This window comes from Mesorhizobium sp. BR-1-1-10, assembly GCF_020165595.1.
GTDB classification, from domain to species: Bacteria; Pseudomonadota; Alphaproteobacteria; order Rhizobiales; family Rhizobiaceae; genus Mesorhizobium; species Mesorhizobium australicum.
Genome location: NZ_JAIUIL010000015.1, coordinates 22,234 through 45,457 on the forward strand (window position 1 = coordinate 22,234; position 23,224 = coordinate 45,457).

16 protein-coding genes are annotated in these 23,224 nt (G+C 64.0%); 11 read left to right on the forward strand and 5 right to left on the reverse strand.

Features of this window, described 5'->3' with window-relative positions:
• Positions 1 to 9 precede the first annotated feature (9 nt).
• The 4 genes from LB555_RS26440 to LB555_RS26455 form a co-directional block, all read right to left on the reverse strand.
• Positions 10 to 780 carry a helix-turn-helix transcriptional regulator gene (locus tag LB555_RS26440; protein WP_224684130.1) on the reverse strand — a complete coding sequence of 257 codons (771 nt, stop codon included), beginning with the start codon at positions 778 to 780 and terminating at the stop codon, positions 10 to 12.
• Positions 777 to 1,487 (reverse strand): helix-turn-helix transcriptional regulator, encoded by a 711-nt coding sequence (locus LB555_RS26445; protein ID WP_041163672.1) that lies wholly within the window; start codon positions 1,485 to 1,487, stop codon positions 777 to 779. Before LB555_RS26445 ends, LB555_RS26440 begins: the two co-directional genes overlap by 4 nt.
• 470 nt (positions 1,488 to 1,957) lie before the next feature.
• A complete protein-coding gene (locus tag LB555_RS26450; RefSeq protein ID WP_224684131.1) occupies positions 1,958 to 2,989 on the reverse strand; it encodes a histone deacetylase family protein in 1,032 nt (343 codons plus the stop codon).
• 84 nt (positions 2,990 to 3,073) lie between these two features.
• Entirely contained in the window at positions 3,074 to 3,727 is a 654-nt protein-coding gene (locus LB555_RS26455) for a TetR/AcrR family transcriptional regulator (RefSeq protein WP_140823150.1), read from the reverse strand.
• Positions 3,728 to 3,987: 260 nt separating this feature from the next.
• Here LB555_RS26455 and LB555_RS26460 point away from each other — a divergent pair, with 260 nt between their 5' ends.
• From LB555_RS26460 to LB555_RS26495, 8 genes are all read left to right on the forward strand, one after another.
• Positions 3,988 to 5,664, forward strand: a complete 1,677-nt coding sequence (locus tag LB555_RS26460; protein ID WP_224684132.1) for an amidohydrolase — start codon at positions 3,988 to 3,990, stop codon at positions 5,662 to 5,664.
• Positions 5,665 to 5,800: 136 nt separating this feature from the next.
• Positions 5,801 to 6,895: an ABC transporter ATP-binding protein gene (locus LB555_RS26465; RefSeq protein WP_015315931.1), complete on the forward strand. Its 1,095-nt coding sequence runs from the start codon at positions 5,801 to 5,803 to the stop codon at positions 6,893 to 6,895.
• Positions 6,895 to 7,815: an ABC transporter permease gene (locus LB555_RS26470; protein ID WP_224684133.1), complete on the forward strand. Its 921-nt coding sequence runs from the start codon at positions 6,895 to 6,897 to the stop codon at positions 7,813 to 7,815. Before LB555_RS26465 ends, LB555_RS26470 begins: the two co-directional genes overlap by 1 nt.
• A complete protein-coding gene (locus LB555_RS26475) occupies positions 7,808 to 8,608 on the forward strand; it encodes an ABC transporter permease (protein WP_015315933.1) in 801 nt (266 codons plus the stop codon). The genes LB555_RS26470 and LB555_RS26475 overlap by 8 nt, the downstream gene beginning before the upstream one ends.
• A gap of 23 nt (positions 8,609 to 8,631) precedes the next feature.
• Positions 8,632 to 9,666 (forward strand): extracellular solute-binding protein, encoded by a 1,035-nt coding sequence (locus LB555_RS26480; protein WP_015315934.1) that lies wholly within the window; start codon positions 8,632 to 8,634, stop codon positions 9,664 to 9,666.
• A 64-nt stretch (positions 9,667 to 9,730) separates the two neighbouring features.
• Positions 9,731 to 10,927 carry a serine hydrolase domain-containing protein gene (locus LB555_RS26485; protein WP_224684134.1) on the forward strand — a complete coding sequence of 399 codons (1,197 nt, stop codon included), beginning with the start codon at positions 9,731 to 9,733 and terminating at the stop codon, positions 10,925 to 10,927.
• 32 nt (positions 10,928 to 10,959) lie between these two features.
• Positions 10,960 to 12,141, forward strand: a complete 1,182-nt coding sequence (locus LB555_RS26490) for a serine hydrolase domain-containing protein (RefSeq protein WP_224684135.1) — start codon at positions 10,960 to 10,962, stop codon at positions 12,139 to 12,141.
• Positions 12,142 to 12,504: 363 nt separating this feature from the next.
• The gene (locus tag LB555_RS26495) at positions 12,505 to 14,829 is read left to right on the forward strand and encodes a Tex family protein (RefSeq protein WP_224684136.1); all 2,325 of its coding nucleotides are present in this window, start codon (positions 12,505 to 12,507) and stop codon (positions 14,827 to 14,829) included.
• Here LB555_RS26495 and LB555_RS26500 read toward each other — a convergent pair whose 3' ends face one another.
• Entirely contained in the window at positions 14,830 to 15,741 is a 912-nt protein-coding gene (locus tag LB555_RS26500) for a LysR family transcriptional regulator (RefSeq protein WP_224684137.1), read from the reverse strand.
• 103 nt (positions 15,742 to 15,844) lie between these two features.
• Between LB555_RS26500 and LB555_RS26505 the strand changes: the two genes are divergently transcribed.
• The 3 genes from LB555_RS26505 to LB555_RS26515 all read left to right on the forward strand — a co-directional run bounded on the left by LB555_RS26505 (position 15,845) and on the right by LB555_RS26515 (position 23,222).
• Positions 15,845 to 17,038, forward strand: coding sequence for an acyl-CoA dehydrogenase (locus LB555_RS26505; RefSeq protein WP_140875273.1), 1,194 nt, complete (start codon positions 15,845 to 15,847; stop codon positions 17,036 to 17,038).
• 406 nt (positions 17,039 to 17,444) lie between these two features.
• A complete protein-coding gene (locus tag LB555_RS26510) occupies positions 17,445 to 20,804 on the forward strand; it encodes a DUF2126 domain-containing protein (RefSeq protein WP_224684138.1) in 3,360 nt (1,119 codons plus the stop codon).
• A gap of 6 nt (positions 20,805 to 20,810) precedes the next feature.
• Complete coding sequence (locus tag LB555_RS26515; RefSeq protein WP_224684139.1) at positions 20,811 to 23,222, forward strand: circularly permuted type 2 ATP-grasp protein; 2,412 nt, start codon at positions 20,811 to 20,813, stop codon at positions 23,220 to 23,222.
• Positions 23,223 to 23,224: the final 2 nt, after the last annotated feature.

Here is a 23,224-nt window from a genome sequence, read left to right on the forward strand (position 1 = left end):
CGAGAGCGGCTACTCGATAAGCCCCAGCCGCAACGCCTTGGCGACCGCTTGGTTGCGGTTGACCGCATTGAGCTTTTGGGTCGACTGGGTGAGGTACTGGTTGGCGGTGTGCACCGACAGTTTCAGGAGCCGCGCGATCTCCTCGCTGGTGTTGCCGTTGGCGGTCAGCTTCAGGCATTCGAGCTCGCGCTTGGAGATCGAGCGCATTCTGCCGACGTCTCCCGGACGCATCCGCGCGACGGCGGCGAACAGCGAGAAGCAGCGAGCGTGAATTTCGTAGAGCGCATCCTGCGCCAGCGCGATCTCCGATCCCAGGAAGACGACAAGACCGCATTGACCGCGATCGGCATGGACGGGGAAGGCAATGCCGCTCGACCCGGGTGTCAGCGGCGCCATCTGTCCGGTCCAGGCGAGATTGCCGAACATGTCGGCCATGGCCGCCACGCCATCATCCGTCCACCAGCGCGGCTCGGTCGAAATCCGGCTATGGCGAACGATGTCCTCGCCATTGGCGCCTGAAATGAACTTGGTCGCCACCGCGACGCCTGGATAATCTGAATCAAAGCACGGGACCAGCCGCGCGCGCTCCGGCGACGGGCTGACGAAGTACAGGCCGAAGGCCGAGGCATTGATGTCGATAGAGATCCAGCGGCAGCGGCGCACCGCATCGGGAATGGTGACGGCGTGATGTGTTTCGGATCCCAGCGAGAAGGCACCGAACGGGCTGCGCTGCTCGTTGAAAAGGGCCTCCGCGGCCTCCTTGATGTCGGCGTGTTTCAAATGATGCCACTCCTGATCGCCGTGGCGATGGCCATCGCACGGTTCGAGGCCGCGAATTTCTGGATGGCGTGGGTGATGTAGCTGTTGACGGTGTTGGAGGAGACGCCAAGGATCACCGCCACCTCGTCGGTGGTCTTGCCTTCCGAGACCCAGAACAAGCATTCGCGCTCGCGGTCCGACAGCGGATCCTGCATCGCCGCGGCGGCGATCAACTGCGGGATGTGCGAAAGCGCGTAGCAGCATTTCAGCTGCGCCTTCATCAGCGCCGGCTGGTCGATCCGGCCGGCGGCGGCCGCCGAGAACAAGGCGAACAGGCGCTGACGGCCGACATTCAGCCGCAGTGAATAGACCTCGGCATGGCCGAGCACGTCGAGGAGCCGAGCCTCTTCGCCCGAGACCAGCCCGCCGGCATCCGGCGCCTGGGCCGCCACCAGCGGCGTCGGACGGATACCGGGTGCGGCGGTGAGCGGGCCTTGTGCAAGGCCGGCGATCAGCCGCTTGCCGATCAACTCGATGGCGTCGAAGATCCAGTTCGAAGACACGATACGTGCATCGTTGCGGTCCTGGTCATGGACGATGGCGACCAGCATGTAGCTGTCGGCGCCGATCTCGGCGGTCAGCTCCATGAAGAAGGAGGTGAGATCACCGCGCGACGTCAGGCGCGAGCCCAATGTGTCGGATTGAAGAGGCGCGGCGGGACTGCTCATCTGCTGCTTTTTGGTCGGAATCAATTCTGATGCCCGGCTGCTGGAGTGCCAGCTGCCGAACCCGAAAACGCGTTACTTTTACGAGACACACACGAGGCGCGGGGCCGCGCCCAACCAGACGGAATCCATTCAGGGAACGCGAGACATCCGCGTCTGGCGCCGGAAAAATTCCGGAACGTGAGACTTTGGGTGGTCGCCGCGCCCCCCGAGGACCGGCTGATTCGGGTCTAATCTACCCGCAGATGAATCCGACATCAAACGCGATTTGACAAAATCGAATCCGGTGGACTCGGCCTGCGACTCAGCGGCCAATTTCTTTGCATTTCCTGGGCACGGAAATCGAGCCGCGCAGGCCGGCCATGATTTTTGCGATGGCTTACGCGGCGCCTCAGGATACAAAAAAGGGCGGCTGCCGCCACCCTTCCTTTGCCCGTCCTCCCCGCAGGCGCTGCGCTTTCTGGACGACCGCTCTACCGATCCTCGAACCCGGTCAGCACGCCGACGGCATTGATGCCGATCTCCTCGACGGCATAGCCGCCTTCCTGGACGAACAGCGTCGGCAGGCCGAGCTTGGCGATGCGCTGGCCGATCTTCGGATAATCCAGGCTTTTCAGCTTGAACTGGCTGATCGGGTCCTTTTCGAAAGTGTCGACGCCGAGCGAGACGACGACGATGTCGGGAGCGTAGGCGGCGAGCCTGGCGCAGGCATCCTCCAGCGACACGTTCCAGGCATCCCAGCCGGTGCCGAAGGGCATGGGGTAGTTGATGTTGAAGCCTTCGCCGGCCCCCGCGCCACGCTCATCGGCATGGCCGAGGAAGAACGGGTACTCGACCATGGGATCACCGTGCAGGTTGAGAACCTGCACGTCGGCGCGGTCATAGAAGATCTCCTGCGTGCCGTTGCCGTGGTGATAGTCGACGTCGAGGATCGAGACACGCTTGGCGCCCTGGTCGCGGAACCATTGCGCGGCGACGGCCGCGTTGTTGATGTAGCAATAGCCGCCCATGAAGCCGGCCCCGGCATGGTGGCCGGGCGGACGGCAGAGCGCGAAGGCCGACCTCTCGCCGTCCTTGATCAGGCCGGCGGCGGTCAGCGCGACGTCAAAGGACGATTTGATCGCGGCCCAGGTGCCCTCGACGAAGGTGGCGCCGCCGTCGAAGGAATAGTAGCCGAGCAGGGCGTCGATGCGCTTGGGCGGCACGTCGCCGCGCAGTCCGCGCGTCGGCCAGGTGAAGGGCATCGCGGTGCCCGCATGGCCCTCGGCGATCCATTGCGGCCAGACGGTCGGCAGGAAGTCGATGTAGTCGGCCCGGTGGACGCGCTTGGCGGCGGCAAGGTCGTGCTCGACCGGCGCGATGATCGGTCCGAGCTTCTCGCTTTCGACCCGCGCCTTGATGAACTCCGCCCGCGAGGGCTTTTCGAAGCCGGGCACGATGGCTGAGGTGACCAGTTCCATCTGCCCGGCATGACCGGCGTGAAGTGGCGAATAGACAGTCTTCATGAAATTCCTCTCGAAGTGCGAAGCTACGGCAATTCCAGGAAAAGTGTGAAACGGTTTTCCGTCTGGAATTGCATTTGAAACCGGTCAGTCAAGGTTGAGGTAGGGGCTCACCAAGGCGAGCCACATGGTTTCCACATCGTCCTCGATGAGGTCGAATGTCCTGCGGTCCTTCTTCAGCCCAACGAGCCGGCAGACGTGCCCGACCTCCATCATCAGCACGCCGAGCCGGCTGGCGATCTTGCCTTCGAGTGCGGGGTTCACATGCTGCAGCCATGCAGCATAGAGGGCGATGATCTGGTCGTCATATTCGTTCTGGATCGGCCGCAGGTCGGCATTGCCTGAAATGGCCTCGATCACCGGCATCAGGGTGGCGTTTTCGAGGTAGAGCTTGGACGTGTCGATGAACAGCTTGCGCACTTCCCGCCGAAATTCTTCGCGGTTGGTGGGCGGGGCGACCTTGATGCGCCTCGCGATCACCTCGGGAAAGGATGACAGCCAGCGCCGGGCGAGATCCAGAAGAATGGCTTCCTTGTTGGGAAAGTACTGGTAGACCGAACCGACCGACAGGCCCGCGCGCTGCGCGATGGCGAGCGTCGTCGGTGTCCTGGTTCCTTGCTCCCGCGTCAGGATCAGCGCAGCGTCGAGGATCCTGTCGACCACCTTGCTGGACCGTTGTTGCCGCGGCTGCTTGCGCGGCTCGAGCGCTATCTTGGTTTTGCGGTCGAGACTGCGCTTCACTGCTTGATGCCCTCGTTCCCTGCCTGGTCCCAACACAAGCGGGGCGTGCTGTCCACAATACATTCTAAATCCGGCATGTTGACAAACGCGAATAATCAGTCGCATTCTTTATCCACACTGTCTCTTGGGATAACAAGGGAAATTTCGAAGACAGCGTACTGGCACCATTCATTGTCCGATAGCGCCGCTCCGTAGTGTGGCGGGTCGTTGGACGCGGAGTTTTGCCCGTCTCATTCAGTCGTCAAAAGCGCGGAGTTGCGATGTCGGTCACGGATGCGGGTGCGGATCTGATTGTCATCAACGGTCGTGTGCTGACCATGGACGGTGACAATCCCGCCGCCGAGGCCGTTGCCGTCAAGGACGGCGCCATCATCGCCATTGGCAGCCGCACCTCCATCGAAGTGCTTAAAGGACCGGACACGGAGGTGATCGACGCGCATGGCGGATCGGTGATCCCGGGTTTCATCGAAGCCCACATGCATCTGTTTTCAGGCGCGGCCGAGCTTGCCCATCTGCAACTGGCGGGCGTGCATGGGTTCGAGGCGCTGAAGAAGGCGATCCGCGACTATGCAGCGGCGCACCCCGACGCGCGGATGCTGGTCGGGCAGAGCGTCGACTACACCGTGCTCGACGACGAGCGGGTGACGCGACACCATCTCGACGCGATCCTGCCGGACCGGCCATTCGTCATGGCCGCCCCCGACCACCATACGATGTGGGCCAACACAAAGGCGCTTGAACTGGCGGGCATCCTCAAAGGACGCATGCTTGGTCCGGGCAATGAGATCGTCATGGGCGACGATGGCTTGGCAGCGGGCGAATTGCGCGAGGGCGAGGCCTTCGGCCCGGTTCTCGACCTTGCCGGCGAAGGCCGCGTGCGGCTGGGCCTGGCGACCGGCGGTGAGCCGGACCCGATGCCGTCGGCCGCCGAACGCGCCGCCGACCGCGACATCATGCGGCGCGGGCTTGCCTGGTGCGCGCGCCACGGCATCACCTCGATCCAGAACATGGACGGCAATCTCTACCAGCTCGAACTGCTGGCCGAGATCGAGGCCGAGGAAGGCCTGCCCTGCCGCGTGCAGATCCCTTTCCACTACAAGAACTTCATGACGCTCGACATGCTCGACAAGGCGTCCGTGATGGCCGAACGCTACGACAGCGAATGGCTGTCCTCGGGCATGGTCAAGGTGTTCTACGACGGCGTGCTGGACTCGTGGACGGCTGTCATGGTCGAGCCCTATGCCGATCGTCCCGACTGGGTCGGCGAGCCGCTGTTCACGCCACGGCAGTTCATCGACCTGGCGGTCGCCATCGACAGGCGCGGGCTGCAGATCGCGGTACACTCGATCGGCGACGGCGCCGTGCGTGCCGTGCTCGACGGCTACGAGGCGGCGCAAAAGGCCAACGGCAAGCGTGACAGCCGGCATCGCGTTGAACATATCGAGGTCACCACCCCATCGGATGTGCCGCGTTTTGCCGAACTCGGGGTCATCGCCTCGATGCAGCCGCCGCATCCGCCCGGCGCCATGGATTTCCCGTTGGAGCCCACCGTGTCGCGCATCGGGCAGGCCCGCTGGCCGCTGAGCTATGCCTGGCGCACCTTGAAGGACGCCGGCGCCCATGTCGTGTTCGCCTCGGATTGGCCAGTGTCGCCGATCGACCCGATCCTGGGCATTCAGGCGGCAGTGCTGCGCAAGCCATGGGCAGAAAGCGATCCCGACCAAAGCTTCTCGCTGCATGAAGCGATCGCCGCCTACACGGTCGAGGGCGCCTATGCGGAATTCGCCGAGCATCGCAAGGGCATGCTGAAATCCGGCTACATGGCGGATCTGGTGGTGCTGTCGGCCGATATCGAGAAGACGGCGCCGGCCGATCTGCACAAGGTACGGCCGGTGACGACGATCTGCGGCGGCAAGGTCACCTATCAGGCCCGATAATGGCATGAGGCTTGCTGGCTAAAGACTGACTGAACTGTGATTCAATGCCGGGCTTGCCAACCTACCGGCCATGTGGTCACATCCAACAGGGGACAAACTCCGCCAGCAAGAGCGGGGTCAACAGTGAGGCGTAATCGTGCCGGACAAACCGGATCGGAATGCGATTGAAGTAGTAAACGTCAGCAAAATTTTCGGATCGGGTGAGGGGCAGGTCGCTGCTCTCGACAAGGTTTCGGTCTCCATTCGCGAAAACGAGTTCTTCACGCTGCTGGGACCCTCAGGCTGCGGCAAGACCACCTTGCTGCGGCTGATCGCCGGCTTCGACTTTCCAACCGCCGGGGAAATCCTGCTCTACGGCCAGGACATCGCGCCCTTGCCGCCGTTCAAGCGCCCGGTCAACACCGTCTTCCAGTCCTACGCGCTGTTCCCGCATATGACGGTGGCCGACAATATCGGCTTCGGCCTGGAGATGCTGGGCAAGCCCAGGGCCGAGATCAAGGCGCGCGTCGCCGAGATGCTGAAGCTGGTCAAGATGGAAGCGCTGGCCGGCCGCCGCACAGCCCAGATTTCCGGTGGCCAGCAGCAGCGCGTGGCATTGGCCCGGGCATTGGCGCCGCAGCCGAAAGTGCTGTTGCTCGACGAACCGCTCTCGGCGCTCGACTACAAGTTGCGCAAGGAGATGCAGATCGAGCTCAAGCGGCTGCAGCACGAGACCGGCATCACCTTCATCTTCGTCACTCATGACCAGGAAGAAGCGCTGACCATGTCGGACCGCGTCGCTGTGATGTCGTCGGGCAAGATCCTTCAGGTCGGTTCGCCCTGGGATATCTACGACAAGCCGGCGGATCGCTTTGTCGCCGACTTCATCGGCGAAACCAACTTCCTCACCGCCGCCATATCGGGCATCGGCAGCGGCAAGGCGCGCGCGACGCTCAAATCCGGCGCGACCATCGAGGCGACCGTTGCCGAAGGTTTTCAGCCGAAGGACAACGCCACGGTGGTGGTAAGGCCCGAGCACGCCAAGCTGACGAAGGACAAGGGCGACGTGTCGGGCACGGTCGAGAACATCGTCTATTTCGGCACCGACACGCATATCCACGTCCATCTCGACAGCGGCGAGGCCTTCACCGTGCGCCAGCAGAACACGCGCAGCGCAGGCTGCGGTTTCGAGCGTGGCGACAAGGTCGGCATCATGATCGGCAACGATGCCGCGCAAGTGCTGAGGGACTAATGGCGACCGCGGAAGAAGTCGCCAAGGCAGCGGAACGGCGCGATGTCCGTGACCGCTGGCTTCTGTCAGCGCCGGCGCTGCTGGTCATTCTGTTCGCCGCGACCGGCCCGTTGCTGATCGTGTTGGTCTATTCGCTCCTGACGCCGGGCGCATATGGCGACGTGAAATGGCAGTTCTCGGGCGATGCCTGGACGTCGGTGTTCCTGGAGCGCGACATTTTCGACGACACGCTGTCGCTGGCGGCGGCGCATGTCACCATCTTCTGGCGCTCGATCAAGCTTGCGGTTGTGACGACACTCGCCACGTTGGCGCTCGGTTTCCCGACGGCCTACTTCATGGCGACGCGCAGTGAAAAGACCAGGGATCTCTGGCTGTTCCTGATCACCATCCCGTTCTGGACCAACCTGTTGATCCGCACTTTCGCCGTGCTGCAGATCATCCGCAACGAAGGCATCGTCAACACGATCCTGCTCAAGCTCGGCATCGTCTCGGCGCCGGTCCAGATCCTCTACACCGACACGGCGATCCTGATCGGCATGGCCTATGTCTACCTGCCGCTGATGGTTCTGCCGATCTACGCCAGCATGGAGAAGCTCGATTTCCGGCTGGTCGAGGCGGGCTACGATCTTTACGCGACGGGTTTCAAGGTGCTGCGGAAGATCATTTTCCCGCTGGTCAAACCCGGCGTCATCGCCGGCTCGATCCTGGTCTTCATTCCGGCGCTCGGCGCTTATGTGACGCCGAGCGTGCTCGGCGGCGGCAAGAACATGATGCTGTCCAATTTGATCGAACTGCAGTTCGGACAGGGCCGCAACTGGCCGCTCGGCTCGGCACTGTCGATCACAGTGATGATCATCGTTATGGTGGCGCTGCTTGCCTATGTGCGCAATGCCGGGAAGTCGGGGGTGCGGCATGGCTAGCAACTTTTCCATCAAGCACCAGCCGGGTTTCACCGCGATCGCGGCGACTTGTTTCGTTATCCTCTATCTGCCCATCATCGTGCTGGTTATCTACGCCTTCAACGCGGCGAGCTCGACATCCGAATGGGGCGGCTTTTCGCTGAAATGGTTCCAGTCGGCATACCAGAACACTCAGGTCATCGACGCGACGCTGCGTTCCTTCCAGATCGGCTCCATCGCGGCGGTGCTGTCGACCGTCTTTGCCACCATGGCGGCACTCGCCACCACGCGCACGGCGTCGTATCCCGGCCTTACCTTCAAATACGCGGCGATCAACCAGCCGCTGATGGTGCCCGAGATCGTCACCGGCGTGGCGCTGCTGATCTTCTTCTCGCGCATCAAGATCTTCACCGGTTATTCCGGCATCGGCTACCTGGTCGCCGCGCATACGGCGTTCTGCATTCCGTTCGCCTATCTGCCGATCCGGGCGCGGCTGGAGAATATGGACCTGACGCTCGAGCGCGCCGCGGCCGATCTCTACGCGACGCCATGGAAGACCTTCCGCCGCATCACGCTGCCGCTTTTGTGGCCTGGTATCCTGGCCGGCCTGATGCTGGCCTTCGTCATCTCGCTCGATGACGTGGTCATCACAGAGTTCGTCAAATCGGGCGGTCAGGACACGCTGCCCACTTACATGCTCGGCCAGATCCGCCGCGGCATCACACCCGAGATCAACGCGATATCGACCGCCTTCCTGCTGCTTTCGGTCGCGATCGTCACGTTGTTTTTCTTCGTCAGCAGGAAACGAGACTGAAACCGACAATGGGAGTTAAAACCATGAACTGGAAGACAACAGCGACCGCCATGGGGTTGGCGTTGCTTGCCTCGACGGGCCTCGCGCGGGCCGAAGGCGTGCTCAACATCTACAATTGGGGAAACTACACCAGCCCCGACGTGATCAAGAAGTTCGAGGCGAAATACAACATCAAAGTGACGATCACCGACTATGACTCGAACGACACCGCTCTGGCCAAGGTTCGCCAGGGCGGCACCGGCTTCGACATCGCGGTGCCTTCGCAGACCTATGTGCCGATCTGGATCAAGGAAGGCCTCGTCCAGGAGACCGATCCCGGCAAGATGGAGAACGCCAAGAACATCGCGCCCGAATGGGCCAACCCCGACTTCGACCCAGGCCGCAAATACACTGTTCCTTGGGCCTGGGGCACGATCGGCGTCGTCGTCAATACCGACGCCTACAAGGGCCCGGCGAACACCTGGGGCATCATCTTCAACACGCCCGACGAGTTGAAGGGCAAGGTCAACGTCGTGCCCGAGATGGGCGACGTGATGTTCGCGGCGATCAAGTATGTCGGCGGTCAGCAATGCACCGACGACAAGGCGGTGCTGAAGAAGGTGCGCGACCTCCTGGTGGCAGCCAAGCCGAACTGGATCGCCATGGAATACAACACCATCGAGAAGATGGGCGCCGGCGACTTCAAGGCAACCAGCGACTGGAACGGTTCGGCCCTGCGCCAGCGGCTGGCCAACCCGGCCATCCACTTCAACTATCCGAAGGAAGGTTATGGGCTGTGGAGCGACAACGTCGTTGTGCTCAAGGAGGCCAAGAACGTCGAAAACGCCAAGCTGTTCCAGAACTTCATCATGGATCCGGAAAACGCCGCGGGTCTCTCGGCCTTCCACCGATACGCGAACGCCATCACCGGCTCGGACAAGTACATGCCAGCCGACATGAAGGACGCGCCGGAGGTGGTCATTCCGGCCGACGCCAAGCCGCTTGGCGAACTGCAGCAGATGTGCGCTCCGGAGACGCAGGAACTCTACACCAAGATCTGGACCGAACTGCAGAAGTAGTCACAGACCCAAGGGGCCCGGCGGCACTTGCCGCGGGGCCTTTTCTTTCCGGGAATGGCCTTTCATGAGTTCCTATCGCAATTCCAATCCGCGGCCGCCTATCATGCAAGGCTCGCCGCCCGCCATGCTGCCGCCGAGGCTCGACTGGGACAGGCCGCCCTGGAACCGCTGGGCTTTCCAGCACATACGGGAAATTCTGCCGACCGTGGAAGTCTGGCGCGGCGCTGGCCATCGCCACCGTCTCGAACGCGCCGAGGTCGATCTCGACGGGCTAGCGGTCGAGGGCAGCGAGGGCAGGCCTTCGACACTCGCCGGTCTGCTCGACGAGACCTATACGGACGGCTTCCTGGTGCTCAAGGACGGCAGGATAGCCTATGAGCGCTATTTCAACGGCATGGACGAGCGCACGCTGCACCTGTCGCAGTCGATGGCCAAGTCGGTCACCGGCTCGGTGTTCGGCATATTGGCCGGGCGCGGCCTGATCGATCCGGCGAAGCCAGTGACGGACTACCTGCCGGAACTGAGCGCGACCGGGTGGGCCGGCGCCAGCGTCCAGCATGTGCTTGATATGACCACCGGCGTGCGGTTTTCGGAGGAATACACCGACCGCTATTCCGACATCGGCCAGGTCGATGTCGCCACCGGCTGGAAGCCGGTGCCACCGGGCAGCGATCCGGATTTCCGCTGGCCATCGCACATGTTCGAACTGATCCTGGGCTTGAAGGACACGGTTCGCCCGCATGGAGCCACGTTCGAATATCGCTCGATCGAGACGGACGTGCTCGCCTTCATCATGGAACGGGTGACGGGCAAGCGGCTGGCGCAACTCGTCTCGGAAGAACTTTGGCAAAAGCTCGGGGCTGACGAAAGCGCCTGCTTCACCGTCGACAGCGCCGGCTATGCGCTGGCCGATGGCGGCTTCAACGCGACGCTGCGCGACTATGGCCGCTTCGGCCAGCTGATTCTCGACAATGGCGGCGGCATCGTGCCGGCGGACTGGATCGAGGCGACGCGTACCGGCAGGCATGGTCCGGATTTCTCGGCCAGCCTGCCCGAGGGCAGCTATCGCAACCAGTTCTGGATCGAGAATCCCAGCTCGCGGGCACTGATGTGCCGTGGCGTGTTCGGACAGTTGATCCATATCGACTGGAACACAGGAATAGTCGTGGTGAAGCTGTCGACCTGGCCGGATTTCAGCAACATGGCCTATTCCAGGGCAACGCTGAAGGCCGTGCACGCCATCGCCGCGGCGCTTGCCTGAGCTTCATGACCAATGGACTGGGAGGAAACGCCATGACCGGCCAGACCGCGTTCGAGACTCGATACGGATTCCGCCGCAACGAGGTGCTGCTCGGCAACTGGCGTGTAAGCCCGTTCAATCGGTGGTCGTTCCAGAATCTCGGCGAACTGGTGCCGACCGCCCGGGTGGCGGCAGCGCCCGGCGCCGCAGAAGCCCCTCGGCGAGACATGGACGGCTTGCTCGGGGAAAAGGTCACGGTCGCAACTGCACCGGAGACGGTGGCTGAATTCCTCCTACGCTCCAGCACCGACGCCCTGACGGTGATGAAGGGCGGCAAGATCATTGGCGACTGGTTCGCGCCGCATATGGAGTTCGGCGCGCGCCACATCATCTTCTCGATCAGCAAATCGGTGACCGCGATCATCGCCGGCATACTGGAAGGCGAGGGGGCGTTCGATCCGGAAGCGCCGGTGACGGACTATATCCCTGAAGCAGCCGGCTCGGCCTATGGCGATGCAAGCGTTCGGCATGTGCTCGACATGAGCGTCAGCCTCGATTTCGAGGAGGCCTATCTCGATCCGGAAAGCGCCTTCGCCCGCTATCGCCGAGCGACGCTGTGGAATCCGGGCGGCGGCACCGAAAGCCTGCGTGAATTCATCCTTACCCTGCAGCGGCTTGCCGAGCCGCATGGCCAGACCTTCCGCTACCGCTCGCCCAATTCCGACCTGCTCGGCCTGCTGCTCGAGCGCGCCTCGGGCCAGCGCTTCACCGACCTCATGCGCGAGAAACTATGGCTGCCGCTTGGCGCCCTCAGCGAGGCCTCTGTCGCCGTCGACATGGAAGGCACGGCACGCACCGCCGGCGGCATTTCGGTGACGCCGCGTGACCTGGCGCGCCTCGGCGAGATGATGCGGCAGGGCGGCACCGCCAATGGCCGCCGCATCGTGCCCGAGGCCTGGGTGCGCGACACCACCAGCACCGGCGGCAGCTCGGAAGCTTGGCGGCGCGGTGCCATGCTGCCGCTGTTCCCGAAAGGCCGCTACCGCAACAAATGGTACCAGACCGGCTTCGAAAATGGCGCGTATTGCGGCATCGGCATCCATGGCCAGTGGCTTTATGTCGATCCCAGCACCGAAGTGGTGATCGCCAAGATGTCGTCGCAGCCGGAGCCGGTCGACGATGCGCTGGATATCGAGATCGTTGCGTTTTTCGAGGCGCTGAGCCGGATGGTCTAAGTGGGCAGTCGCGTGCGATTGGTGATGTCGGCGCTGCCCCTCATCCGCCTGCCGGCACCTTCTCCCCGTATAGTGACGGGGAGAAGGGATCTGGTCGCTACGCCGGCGCCCCTTTGCACCGTTGGCGATTGGCGAAATCGGCGATGACAGCGCCCTCTCCCCGTCACTATACGGGGAGAGGATGCCGGCAGGCAGGTGAGGGGCAGCGCAGACATCTCAGTATGGGCAAATTCCTGCGGTACCCAGATCCGGTGAACGCATCGCGTTTTCCTGTGGACCTCCGCCGCCGTTGAAAACGTCGCGGTTGGCGGACCTGATGTCTGCGCTTATGGTCGCCGCTCTTTTCGACGAGAGTGGGAAGACATGGCATCCGACATCAAGCGCATCGCAGCCATCATCGCGGCCGAAATCAAGGCGCGGCCGGAACAGGCGGCCGCGGCGATCGGACTGCTTGATGAGGGTGCGACGGTGCCGTTCGTGGCACGCTACCGCAAGGAAGTGACCGGCGGGCTGGACGACACGCAATTGCGCGACCTTGCCGAGCGTCTTGTCTATCTGCGCGAACTCGACGCGCGCCGCGACACCATCCTGGGCTCGATCCGCGAGCAGGGCAAGCTGACGCAAGAGCTTGAAACCAAGATCGGGGGCGCCGCGACCAAGGCGGAGCTAGAGGACATATACCTGCCCTACAAGCCGAAGCGCCGCACCAAGGCCGAGATCGCCCGCGAGCGTGGATTGGGGCCGCTGGCCGAAGCCATTCTCAACAACCGTGCGCTGGTGCCCGCGGACGTCGCGCTCGCCTATGTCACCGGCGAGGTGGCCAATGCGAAGGCGGCGCTCGAGGGCGCGCGCGACATCCTGTCGGAGCAATTCGCCGAAAACGCCGACCTGGTCGGCAAGCTGCGCAGCTACATGAAGGAGCGCGCCTTCCTGCGCGCCAGGGTGGTCGACGGCAAGCAGGAGGCCGGCGCGAAATTCTCCGACTATTTCGACCATGTCGAACGTTGGGCGACCGTGCCAAGCCACCGCGCGCTCGCCATGCTGCGCGGCCGCAACGAGGAGGTGCTGTCGCTCGACATCGAGGTGGATGCCGATGACGGCTCGCCGGTGAAGCCGGTCGAGCGGATGATCGCCAACGCCTACGCCATCGGTGCCAGCCTGCCGGGCGACCGCTGGCTGATGGAAGTGGCAGGCTGGACCTGGCGCATCAAACTGTCGCTGCACCTGACGCTCGACCTGATGCGCGACTTGCGCGAGCGGGCCGAGGAAGAAGCGATCCATGTCTTTGCCCGCAACCTCAAGGATTTGCTGCTGGCGGCTCCCGCCGGCTCGCGGCCGACGATGGGGCTCGATCCCGGCATCCGCACCGGCGTCAAGGTGGCGGTGGTCGATGGCACCGGCAAGCTGCTGGCGACGACGACGGTCTATCCGTTTCCGCCGAGGAACGATGTGCGTGGCACGCAGGCCGAACTTGCGGCGCTTATCCGCCAGCACAAGGTCGAGCTGATCTCGATCGGCAACGGCACTGGCAGCCGCGAGACGGAGAAGCTGGTCGCCGACATGCTGTCCGACATGCCTTCGGACGGCGGCCCGAAGCCGCTCAAGGTGATCGTCAGCGAGGCGGGAGCGTCGGTCTATTCGGCCTCGGCGACGGCTGCCGCCGAGTTCCCCGGCCTCGACGTGTCGCTGCGCGGCGCGGTGTCGATCGCGCGACGGCTGCAGGATCCGCTTGCCGAACTGGTCAAGATCGAGCCGAAATCCATCGGCGTCGGCCAGTATCAGCACGATGTCGACCAGTATCGGCTCGGCCGCTCGCTGGAAGCGGTGGTGGAGGACGCCGTCAACGCGGTCGGCGTCGACCTCAACACCGCCTCGGCGCCGTTGCTGGCGCGGGTTTCAGGCCTCGGCGCGTCGCTCGCCGATGCAATCGTCGCGCATCGCGATGCGACCGGCCCGTTCGCCAGCCGCAAGGATCTGCTGAAGGTGGCACGGCTTGGACCGCGCGCGTTCGAGCAGTCCGCCGGCTTCCTGCGCATCGCCAATGGCAGCGAACCGCTCGATGCCTCGTCGGTGCATCCGGAGGCCTATGGCGTGGCCAAGAAGATCGTCGCCGCCTGCGGCCGCGACGTGCGTTCGCTTTTGGGCGACAGTGCCGCGCTCAAGGCGCTCGACCCGCGCGTCTTCGTCGACGAGCGGTTCGGCTTGCCGACGGTGCGCGACATTCTGGCGGAGCTGGAGAAGCCCGGCCGCGATCCGCGTCCCGGCTTCAAGACGGCGACCTTCGCCGATGGCATCGACGAGATCAAGGATTTGAAGCCCGGCATGCTGCTGGAAGGGACCGTCACCAATGTCGCCGCTTTCGGCGCCTTCGTCGATATAGGCGTGCACCAGGACGGGCTGGTGCATGTCTCGCAGCTCGCCGACCGCTTCATCAAGGACGCGCATGAGGTGGTCAAGGCCGGCGACGTGGTCAAGGTGCGCGTCGTCGATGTCGACATCAAGCGCAAGCGTATCGCGCTCTCCATGCGTAAGGATGCCGGCGAGGGGGGTGCATCGAAGGGCGGGCCGCGCGACTATGGCGGCGGCAGGCCGGCGCCACGCGGGCCTACGCCGCAACGCCAGCCGGAGCGGCCGGCACAGCAAGGTGCGTTCGGCGCCGCGCTGGCGGACGCGCTGAAGCGAAAGTAGCTACCACGCCAGAACAGCCGGCTCCTTCTCAAGCTGGCAGAGCAGCCAGTCCCGGAAACTGGCAACCGGCGGATAGCCGCGCTTGTCGTGAGGAATGACAAGGTAATAGGCATTGCGGCTCTGCATCGGCTGGCCAGGCGCGGGCACAAGCTGGCCGCGCTGCAGTTCGCCCTCGATGAGAATCTGCGGCAAGAGCGCCACGCCGAGGCCCGCCATGCAAGCCTGGGCAGCGGTGGCGAACTGCTCGAATTGCATGCCAGGCCCGGTCGGCGCGCTCAGGCCCTGATGCTCGAACCATTCGCTCCAGGCCCCCGGGCGCGTCGTCATGTGCAGCAGCGGCAAACGGCCGATGTCGGCCGGTGTGGCGATGGCGCGGCCGGCGAGGAAGTCGGGCGACACCACCGGTGCCACCGTCTCGCGCACCAGAAGTGTCGAGTCGGCGTCCGGCCAGTCCGGCAGGCCGTAGTGGATGGCGGCATCCAACCGTTCGCGGGCGAAGTCGAAGCGCCCGACGCGGGTGACGAAATTGATGGTGATGTCGGGATTGTTCTCGACGAAATCGGGGATCATCGGCATCAGCCAACGCGTACCGAAAGTCGGCAGAATGGCAAGATTCAAGATCCCACTATGCCGATTGCTCATCAATCCAAGGGCTGCGTCACGCAACTGGCCAAGCGCCGAGCGTACCGCTTCGGCGTAGATTTCACCTGCCGTGGAGAGCCTTACATTGCGGCTGTCGCGTTCAAACAGCTGCCGGCCGAACTGATCTTCCAAAAGCCTGACCTGGCGGCTGACCGCGCCCTGGGTCAGGTCCAATTCCTGGGCGGCGGCGGTGAAGGAGCCAAGCCGCGCCACGGCCTCGAAGGCGGCAAGGGCGCTGATATTGGGCAAAAGGCGGCGCTGGACACTCATGATCCATTCCTAACGCTCATTGATCTGCGAAGCAATTTCGTTTGATTTTTTCAGGCCACGAGCCGATAAGCCGGGCTTCACCTGTTTCAAGGATCGAGAAGCCATGGCAGACAAGAATGCATTCGTGTGGGAAGACCCGTTCCTGATCGAGGACCAGCTTTCGGAAGACGAGCGCATGGTGCGCGATGGCGCTGCCGCCTTTGCCGCCGACAAGCTCGCGCCGCGTATCGAGGAAGCCTATCTCAACGAGACCTTCGACACGGCGATCTTCCGCGAGATGGGCGAGGCCGGCCTGCTCGGCATCAACATTCCGGAAGAGTTCGGTGGCCTCGCCGCCAGCTATGTCACCTACGGGCTGGTGGCGCGGGAAGTCGAACGCGTCGATTCCGGCTATCGCTCGATGATGTCGGTGCAGTCGTCGCTGGTGATGTACCCGATCTATGCCTATGGCTCGGACGAACAGCGTAGGAAATATCTGCCCAAGCTCGCCAGCGGCGAATGGATCGGCTGCTTCGGTCTGACCGAGCCGGATGCCGGTTCCGATCCCGGCGGCATGAAGACCCGCGCCGAAAAGACCGCCAGCGGCTATAAGCTCTCCGGCTCCAAGATGTGGATTTCCAACGCGCCGGTCGCCGACGTGTTCGTCGTATGGGCCAAGTTGAAGGGCGAGAACGGCAAGGACGAGATCCGCGGTTTCGTGCTGGAGAAAGGCATCAAGGGGCTATCGGCGCCGAAGATCGGCGGCAAGCTGTCGCTGCGCGCTTCGATCACCGGCGAAGTGGTGATGGAAGGCGTCGAGGTCGGCGAGGACGCGCTGCTGCCCAACGCCAAGGGCCTGGGTGGACCCTTCGGCTGCCTCAACCGGGCCCGCTACGGCATCTCATGGGGCTCGATGGGCGCGGCGGAAGATTGCTGGCATCGCGCTCGCCAATATGGGCTTGACCGCAAGCAGTTCGGCAAGCCGCTGGCCGGCACGCAGCTCTACCAGAAGAAGCTCGCCGACATGCAGACCGAGATCGCTCTGGGGCTACAGGCCTCCTTGCGCGTCGGGCGCCTGCTCGATGAAGGCAAGATGGCGCCGGAAATGATCTCGATCGTCAAGCGCAACAATTGCGGCAAGGCGCTCGACATCGCCCGCCAGGCCCGCGACATGCATGGCGGCAACGGGATCCAGATCGGCTATCACGTCATGCGCCACGCGCAGAACCTGGAAACCGTCAACACCTACGAAGGCACCCATGACGTGCACGCGCTGATCCTGGGACGGGCGCAAACGGGGATACAGGCGTTCTTTTGATCCTCGGCTTCGTCATCCTAGGGCGGAGCAGTCGCGAAGCGACCTCGCGGAGACCCTAGGATCCATGCCGCGACACGGAAGCGCTGCTGCGCTGAAGGATGTGTGCACGGCCGAATCGCAACAGAATGACCTCATTCTGCGCCGCTGGTATTCTTCGATCAATGTAACGGCATGGATCCTATGGTCTGCGCCGCGTCGCTTCGCTCCTTGCTTCGCCCTAGGATGACGACGGGAGAGGCGCTTCCACCAATCATCAGTGCTGGAGACGGTAGCGAGCAACCAGTCGAACCAGATGATATTGTCCGTTCGATAGCCGTTTAATTTAGGTGCACCGCAACATCCGCTTGGAGAATGGCGGCCAGGTGTGTCAGGGTTCGGCTGATGAAACGCCGATCTCCGGGGCCCCATGGCAATTCTGGCAGCCGTCTACCACCTGACCCACTATAAATACGACCGGCCGGTGGTTCTCGGGCCCCAAATCATCAGGCTGCAGCCGGCACCGCATTCCCGCACCAAGGTGTTGAGCCATTCGCTCAAGGTCGAGCCGGCGAACCACTTCGTCAATCTGCAGCAGGATCCTTACGGCAACTTCCTCGCCCGTTTCGTCTTTCCGGAGCCGGTGACGGAGCTGAAGATCGAGGTCGACCTCGTCGCCGACATGACCGTCTACAATCCGTTCGACTTCTTCGTCGAACCGTCGGCCGAGGCGTTCCCGTTCGACTATCCCGAGGATATCCGTGACGACCTCGCCATCTACCGGATGCCGGAGCGGGCCGGGCCGCTGCTCCAGGCGTTTCTGAAAACCGTCGACCGCAGCGCGCCCAACACGGTCAATTTCCTCGTCGATCTCAATGCCCGCCTGCAGCGCGAGATCGCCTATATCGTGCGCATGGAAACCGGCGTCTTCTCACCGGAGGAAACGCTGGCAGCGGCCAAGGGCTCCTGCCGCGATTCAAGCTGGCTCTTGGTGCAGATCCTGCGCAATCTCGGCATCGCCGCGCGCTTCGTCTCGGGCTATCTGATCCAGCTCAAGCCCGATCTTGTCGCGCTGGATGGGCCGGCCGGCACAGCGGTCGATTTCACCGACCTGCATGCCTGGTGCGAGGTCTATCTTCCTGGCGCCGGCTGGATCGGCTTCGATCCGACCTCGGGCCTGCTCACCGGCGAAAGCCATGTGCCACTGGCCGCCACGCCGCATTTCCGCAATGCGGCGCCTATTTCCGGCATGGCGAGCTTCGCCAATGTCGAGTTCGGCTTCGAGATGCGGGTCGACCGCATCGCCGAGCATCCGCGCATCACCAAGCCGTTCTCCGACGAGAGCTGGCAGGCGCTCGACGCGCTCGGCAACAAGGTCGATGCCGCGCTCGCGGCCGGGGATGTGCGGCTGACCATGGGAGGCGAGCCGACCTTCGTCTCGATAGACGATTTCGAGGCCGCCGAATGGAACACCGCCGCCGTTGGGCCAACCAAGCGCGAAAAGGCCGATGCGTTGATCCGCAGGCTGCGCGAGCGTTTCGCGCCCGGCGGTTTTCTCCACTACGGCCAAGGCAAGTGGTATCCCGGTGAAAGCCTGCCACGCTGGACGTTTTCGCTCTTTTGGCGCGCCGACGGCGAGCCGGTGTGGAGCGACCCGTCGCTGATCGCGCGGGAAGATAGTTCGGCTGATATCGGGCCAAAACAAGCCGAAAGCCTGCTGACCGCGATCGCCGGCGAACTCGGCATCGACACGTCCATGGTCAGCGAAGCCTATGAGGATCCGGCCGAATGGCTGCTCAAGGAAGGCAAGCTGCCCGACAATGTCGACCCGTCGAATTCGAAACTCGAAGATCCGGAGGAACGCAGCCGCATGGCGCGTGTCTTCGAACGCGGGCTGACCAAGCCGTCCGGCTATGTGCTGCCGGTGCAGCGCTGGAACAGCCAGGCCTCCGATCCGCGCTGGCGTTCGGAAAAGTGGAAGACGCGACGCGGCCGGCTGTTCCTGGTGCCGGGCGATTCCCCGGTCGGCTATCGCCTGCCATTGGGCACGCTGCCCTATGTGCCGCCGGCGCAATTCCCCTACATCGTGCCCGTCGATCCGTCGCTGCCGCGTGGCCCTTTGCCCGTGCGCGAAGCGATCTTGCCAGCGGCCGCTCCTGCGGAACTCGAAGGCGCCGACGAAATGGCCCGTCGCCAGCACGCAGCCTCGTTCACGGCGACGACCGGCCAGCAGGAGCGCGTCGAGCAGGAGATCACCGAGATCGGCGGCGCGGTGCGCACGGCACTGTCGGTCGAACCGCGTGACGGCAGGCTGTGCGTGTTCATGCCGCCGGTCGAGGCGCTCGAGGATTATCTCGAACTCGTCGCCGCCGCCGAGAACGCGGCAAAGGCAATTGGCCTTCCCGTGCACATCGAGGGCTACGGTCCGCCGCATGACCCGCGCCTCAACGTCATCCGCGTGGCACCCGATCCCGGCGTCATCGAGGTCAACATCCACCCTGCCTCGAACTGGCAGGACTGCGTGGCGACAACGACGGCGATCTACGACGAGGCGCGGCAGACGCGGCTCGGCGCCGACAAGTTCATGATCGACGGCCGCCACACCGGTACCGGAGGCGGCAACCATGTCGTGGTCGGTGGCGCCACGCCCAATGACAGCCCGTTCCTGCGCCGGCCCGACCTGCTGAAGAGCCTGGTGCTGCAATGGCAGCGGCATCCCTCGCTGTCCTATCTGTTCTCCGGCCTGTTCATCGGCCCGACCAGCCAGGCGCCGCGCTTCGACGAGGCGCGCCACGACTCTCTTTACGAGCTTGAAATCGCGATGGCGCAGGTGCCGCATCCCGACCAGGGTGCCGCACCCTTTCCATGGCTGGTCGACCGGTTGTTCCGCAACCTGTTGACCGACGTCACCGGCAATACGCATCGCTCGGAGATATGCATCGACAAGCTGTTTTCCCCGGATGGTCCAACTGGCCGGCTTGGCCTTGTCGAATTCCGCGGATTCGAGATGCCGCCCAATGCGCGCATGTCTCTGGCGCAGCAATTGCTGGTGCGGGCCATCATCGCCCGCGCGTGGAAGAACCCGCTCGACGGGCGCTTCGCGCGCTGGGGCACCTCGCTGCATGATCGCTTCATGCTGCCGCACCATGTCTGGGCGGACTTTCTCGACGTGCTCGACGACCTCAAGCTCAATGGTTTCGACTTCCGGCCCGAATGGTTCGATGCCCAACTCGAATTCCGCTTTCCCTTCTGCGGCGAGGTGCAGCATGCCGGCATCAAGCTGGAGCTCAGGCAAGCGCTGGAACCATGGCATGTGATGGGCGAGCAGGGCGCGATCGGCGGCACCGTGCGCTTCGTCGATTCATCGGTCGAACGGCTGCAGGTCAGGACCGAAGGCCTCAACCCGGAGCGTCATGCGATCGTCTGCAACGGCCGCATCGTGCCGATGAGGGTTACCGACAACAGAGAGGTCGCGGTGGCCGGCGTGCGCTTCAAGGCCTGGCAGCCGGCCTCGGGCCTGCATCCGGCGCTGCCGGTCAACACGCCGCTGGTGTTCGACATCTATGACCGCTGGTCCGGCCGGGCAATCGGCGGCTGCGTCTACCATGTCGCGCATCCCGGCGGGCGCAGCTACGACACTTTCCCCGTCAACGGCAACGAGGCGGAGGCACGGCGGCTCGCCCGCTTCGAACCGCGCGGCCACACACCCTCGGGCTATGTGTTGCGCGAGGAACAGCCGGCGGAAGATTTCCCGATGACCCTTGACCTCAGGCGTCCACCAAGACTGTGATCTGACATGGCAAAGGGGAATCACAAAAGGGTGCGCGGCAAGCCGCAGGCCCATAGCCTGCTGGAGCACTACCAGCCGATCGACGGCGTCGTCGACGAGATGGTCGACGCGTCAGGCAATCCCCGTCCGGTCTGGAAGCATTTTGTCGAAGCGCTGGACGAACTCGGGGCCGAAAAGCTCGGCCAGCGCTTCGCCCGCGCCGACCAGTATCTGCGCGATGCCGGTGTCTACTACCGCGTCTACGACAAAGCGGGCGCCAACGAGCGCGAATGGCCGCTGGCGCATATTCCCTTGCTCATCGAGGACAGCGAGTGGCAGGCGGTCAGCGCCGGCCTGGTGCAGCGCGCCGAACTGTTCGAGGAAATTGTTGCCGATATCCACGGGCCGAACCGGCTGGTCGAAAAAGGCATCCTGCCGGCAGGACTGATCGCGGCGAGCCCTGAATATTTGCGGCCCGTGGTCGGCACCAGGCCGGCCGGAGGGCATTTCCTGCACTTCTGCGCCTTCGAACTCGGCCGCGGTCCGGACGGCCGCTGGTGGGTGCTGGGCGACCGCACCCAGGCGCCTTCGGGCGCCGGCTTCGCGCTGGAAAACCGGGTCGCCACCACGCGCGCTTTGTCCGACATCTATGGCGAGATGCATGTGCACCGGCTCGCCGGCTTCTTCCGCCGCTTTCGCGATGCGCTGATCGGCATGGCAAAGGAGAGCGACGGCCGCGTCGCCATCCTGACGCCGGGGCCACTCAACGAGACCTATTACGAACACGCCTATATCGCCCGCTACCTCGGCATCATGCTGCTCGAAGGCGAGGACCTGACCGTTTCCGGCGGCAGGCTGATGGTGCGGACCGTGTCCGGCCTGATGCCCATCAGCGTGCTGTGGCGGCGGCTCGATGCCGCCTTCGCCGATCCGCTCGAGCTGCGCCCGGATTCGCAGATCGGTACGCCGGGGCTGGTCGAGGCGATCCGGCAAGGCACGGTGTCCACCGTCAATGCGCTGGGCTCGGGCCTGATGGAGACGCGCGCGCTGCTCGCCTTTCTGCCCAAGATCGCGCGCGAATTGTGGGGCGAGGAGCTGCTTTTGCCCAGTGTGGCGACATGGTGGTGCGGGCAGGAGACGGAGCGCGCCCATGTGCTCGCCAATATCGACCGCATGGTGGTCGGCCCGGCGCTGTCGACAAGACTTGCCTTCGAAGATGACGGACAGACGAAGCTCGGCTCGGCGCTGTCGGTCGGGGAGCGGGCGGAACTGGTGGCGCGCATCGAACGCGACGGCGAGGCCTTTGTCGGCCAGGAGGCGGTGACGCTTTCGACGACGCCGGTCTATGTCGGCGGCTGGCTGGAACCGCGGCCGGCGAGCCTGCGCGTCTATCTGGCGCGTACGCCCGAGGGCTGGACGGTGATGCCGGGCGGGTTTGCGCGCGTCGGCCTATCGCTCGACCCGACGGCGATCGCCATGCAGCGCGGCGGCCAGGCGGCTGATGTCTGGGTGGTGAGCGACAGACCCGTGGAGCGCGAGACGCTGCTGCCGCAGGAGAGCGACAGCTTCAACCGGACGAGGCCCGGCAGCCTGCCCAGCCGCGCGGCGGAAAACCTGACCTGGCTCGGCCGCTACATCGAACGCTCGGAAGACACGGTGCGTATCCTGCGCGCCTATCACGTGCGGCTCGCCGAAACGTCCGATCCGGACATGCCGCTGCTGGCCGATATCAGGGACTATCTCGAACCGTTCGGCATCGATGTCGAAACGGCGATCCCGCCAGGGCTGATCGGCACGCTCGACAGCGCGGTGTACAGCGCCGGCCAGATCCGCGATCGTTTCTCGCCGGATGGCTGGCTGGCGCTCAAGGACCTGTCCAAGACCATCCATCAGTTCGCCACGACGGTGGCGCCGGGGGACGATGCGACGCGGGCCATGACCGTGATCCTGCGCAAGCTTGCCGGATTCTCGGGCCTTTTGCATGAGAACATGTACCGCTTCGCTGGCTGGCGTTTCCTCGAGATCGGCCGGCGGCTGGAGCGCGGCATCCAGATCGCCAGCACTCTGGCCCGACTGACCAGCAGCAAGGCGCCGGACGGGGCGCTGGACATGATGCTGGAGATCGGCGACAGCGTGATGACCCATCGACGGCAATATCCGGTGCAGGCCGGCCGGCGCACGACGATCGATCTCCTGGCGCTCGATCCGCTCAATCCACGCTCCATCCTGTTCCAGCTCGAGAGGCTGAAAGCAGAGATAGGGCTGTTGCCGGCGACCGGCGGCGAGGGGCACATGTCGGCGGCGGCCAAGGAGATCCTGCAGCTCAACACGTCCATCGCCATCAAGGAACCGGCAGACATGACGGTGAAGGCGTTGAACGATCTCGCGGGCGAAATAGGCGGGCTCTACAGCAGCCTCGCCAAAGCCTATTTCGGCTAGAA

What these genes read in the sequence shown, in the direction of transcription:
- LB555_RS26485 (WP_224684134.1), top strand. Translation starts at nt 9,731, where the DNA reads ATGAGTTCCTATCGCAATTCCAATCCGCGGCCGCCTATCATGCAAGGC.
- LB555_RS26505 (WP_140875273.1), top strand. Translation starts at nt 15,845, where the DNA reads ATGGCAGACAAGAATGCATTCGTGTGGGAAGACCCGTTCCTGATCGAG.
- LB555_RS26445 (WP_041163672.1), bottom strand. Translation starts at nt 1,487, where the DNA reads ATGAGCAGTCCCGCCGCGCCTCTTCAATCCGACACATTGGGCTCGCGC.
- LB555_RS26495 (WP_224684136.1), top strand. Translation starts at nt 12,505, where the DNA reads ATGGCATCCGACATCAAGCGCATCGCAGCCATCATCGCGGCCGAAATC.
- LB555_RS26490 (WP_224684135.1), top strand. Translation starts at nt 10,960, where the DNA reads ATGACCGGCCAGACCGCGTTCGAGACTCGATACGGATTCCGCCGCAAC.
- LB555_RS26450 (WP_224684131.1), bottom strand. Translation starts at nt 2,989, where the DNA reads ATGAAGACTGTCTATTCGCCACTTCACGCCGGTCATGCCGGGCAGATG.
- LB555_RS26500 (WP_224684137.1), bottom strand. Translation starts at nt 15,741, where the DNA reads ATGAGTGTCCAGCGCCGCCTTTTGCCCAATATCAGCGCCCTTGCCGCC.
- LB555_RS26515 (WP_224684139.1), top strand. Translation starts at nt 20,811, where the DNA reads ATGGCAAAGGGGAATCACAAAAGGGTGCGCGGCAAGCCGCAGGCCCAT.
- LB555_RS26480 (WP_015315934.1), top strand. Translation starts at nt 8,632, where the DNA reads ATGAACTGGAAGACAACAGCGACCGCCATGGGGTTGGCGTTGCTTGCC.
- LB555_RS26510 (WP_224684138.1), top strand. Translation starts at nt 17,445, where the DNA reads ATGGCAATTCTGGCAGCCGTCTACCACCTGACCCACTATAAATACGAC.
- LB555_RS26460 (WP_224684132.1), top strand. Translation starts at nt 3,988, where the DNA reads ATGTCGGTCACGGATGCGGGTGCGGATCTGATTGTCATCAACGGTCGT.
- LB555_RS26470 (WP_224684133.1), top strand. Translation starts at nt 6,895, where the DNA reads ATGGCGACCGCGGAAGAAGTCGCCAAGGCAGCGGAACGGCGCGATGTC.
- LB555_RS26475 (WP_015315933.1), top strand. Translation starts at nt 7,808, where the DNA reads ATGGCTAGCAACTTTTCCATCAAGCACCAGCCGGGTTTCACCGCGATC.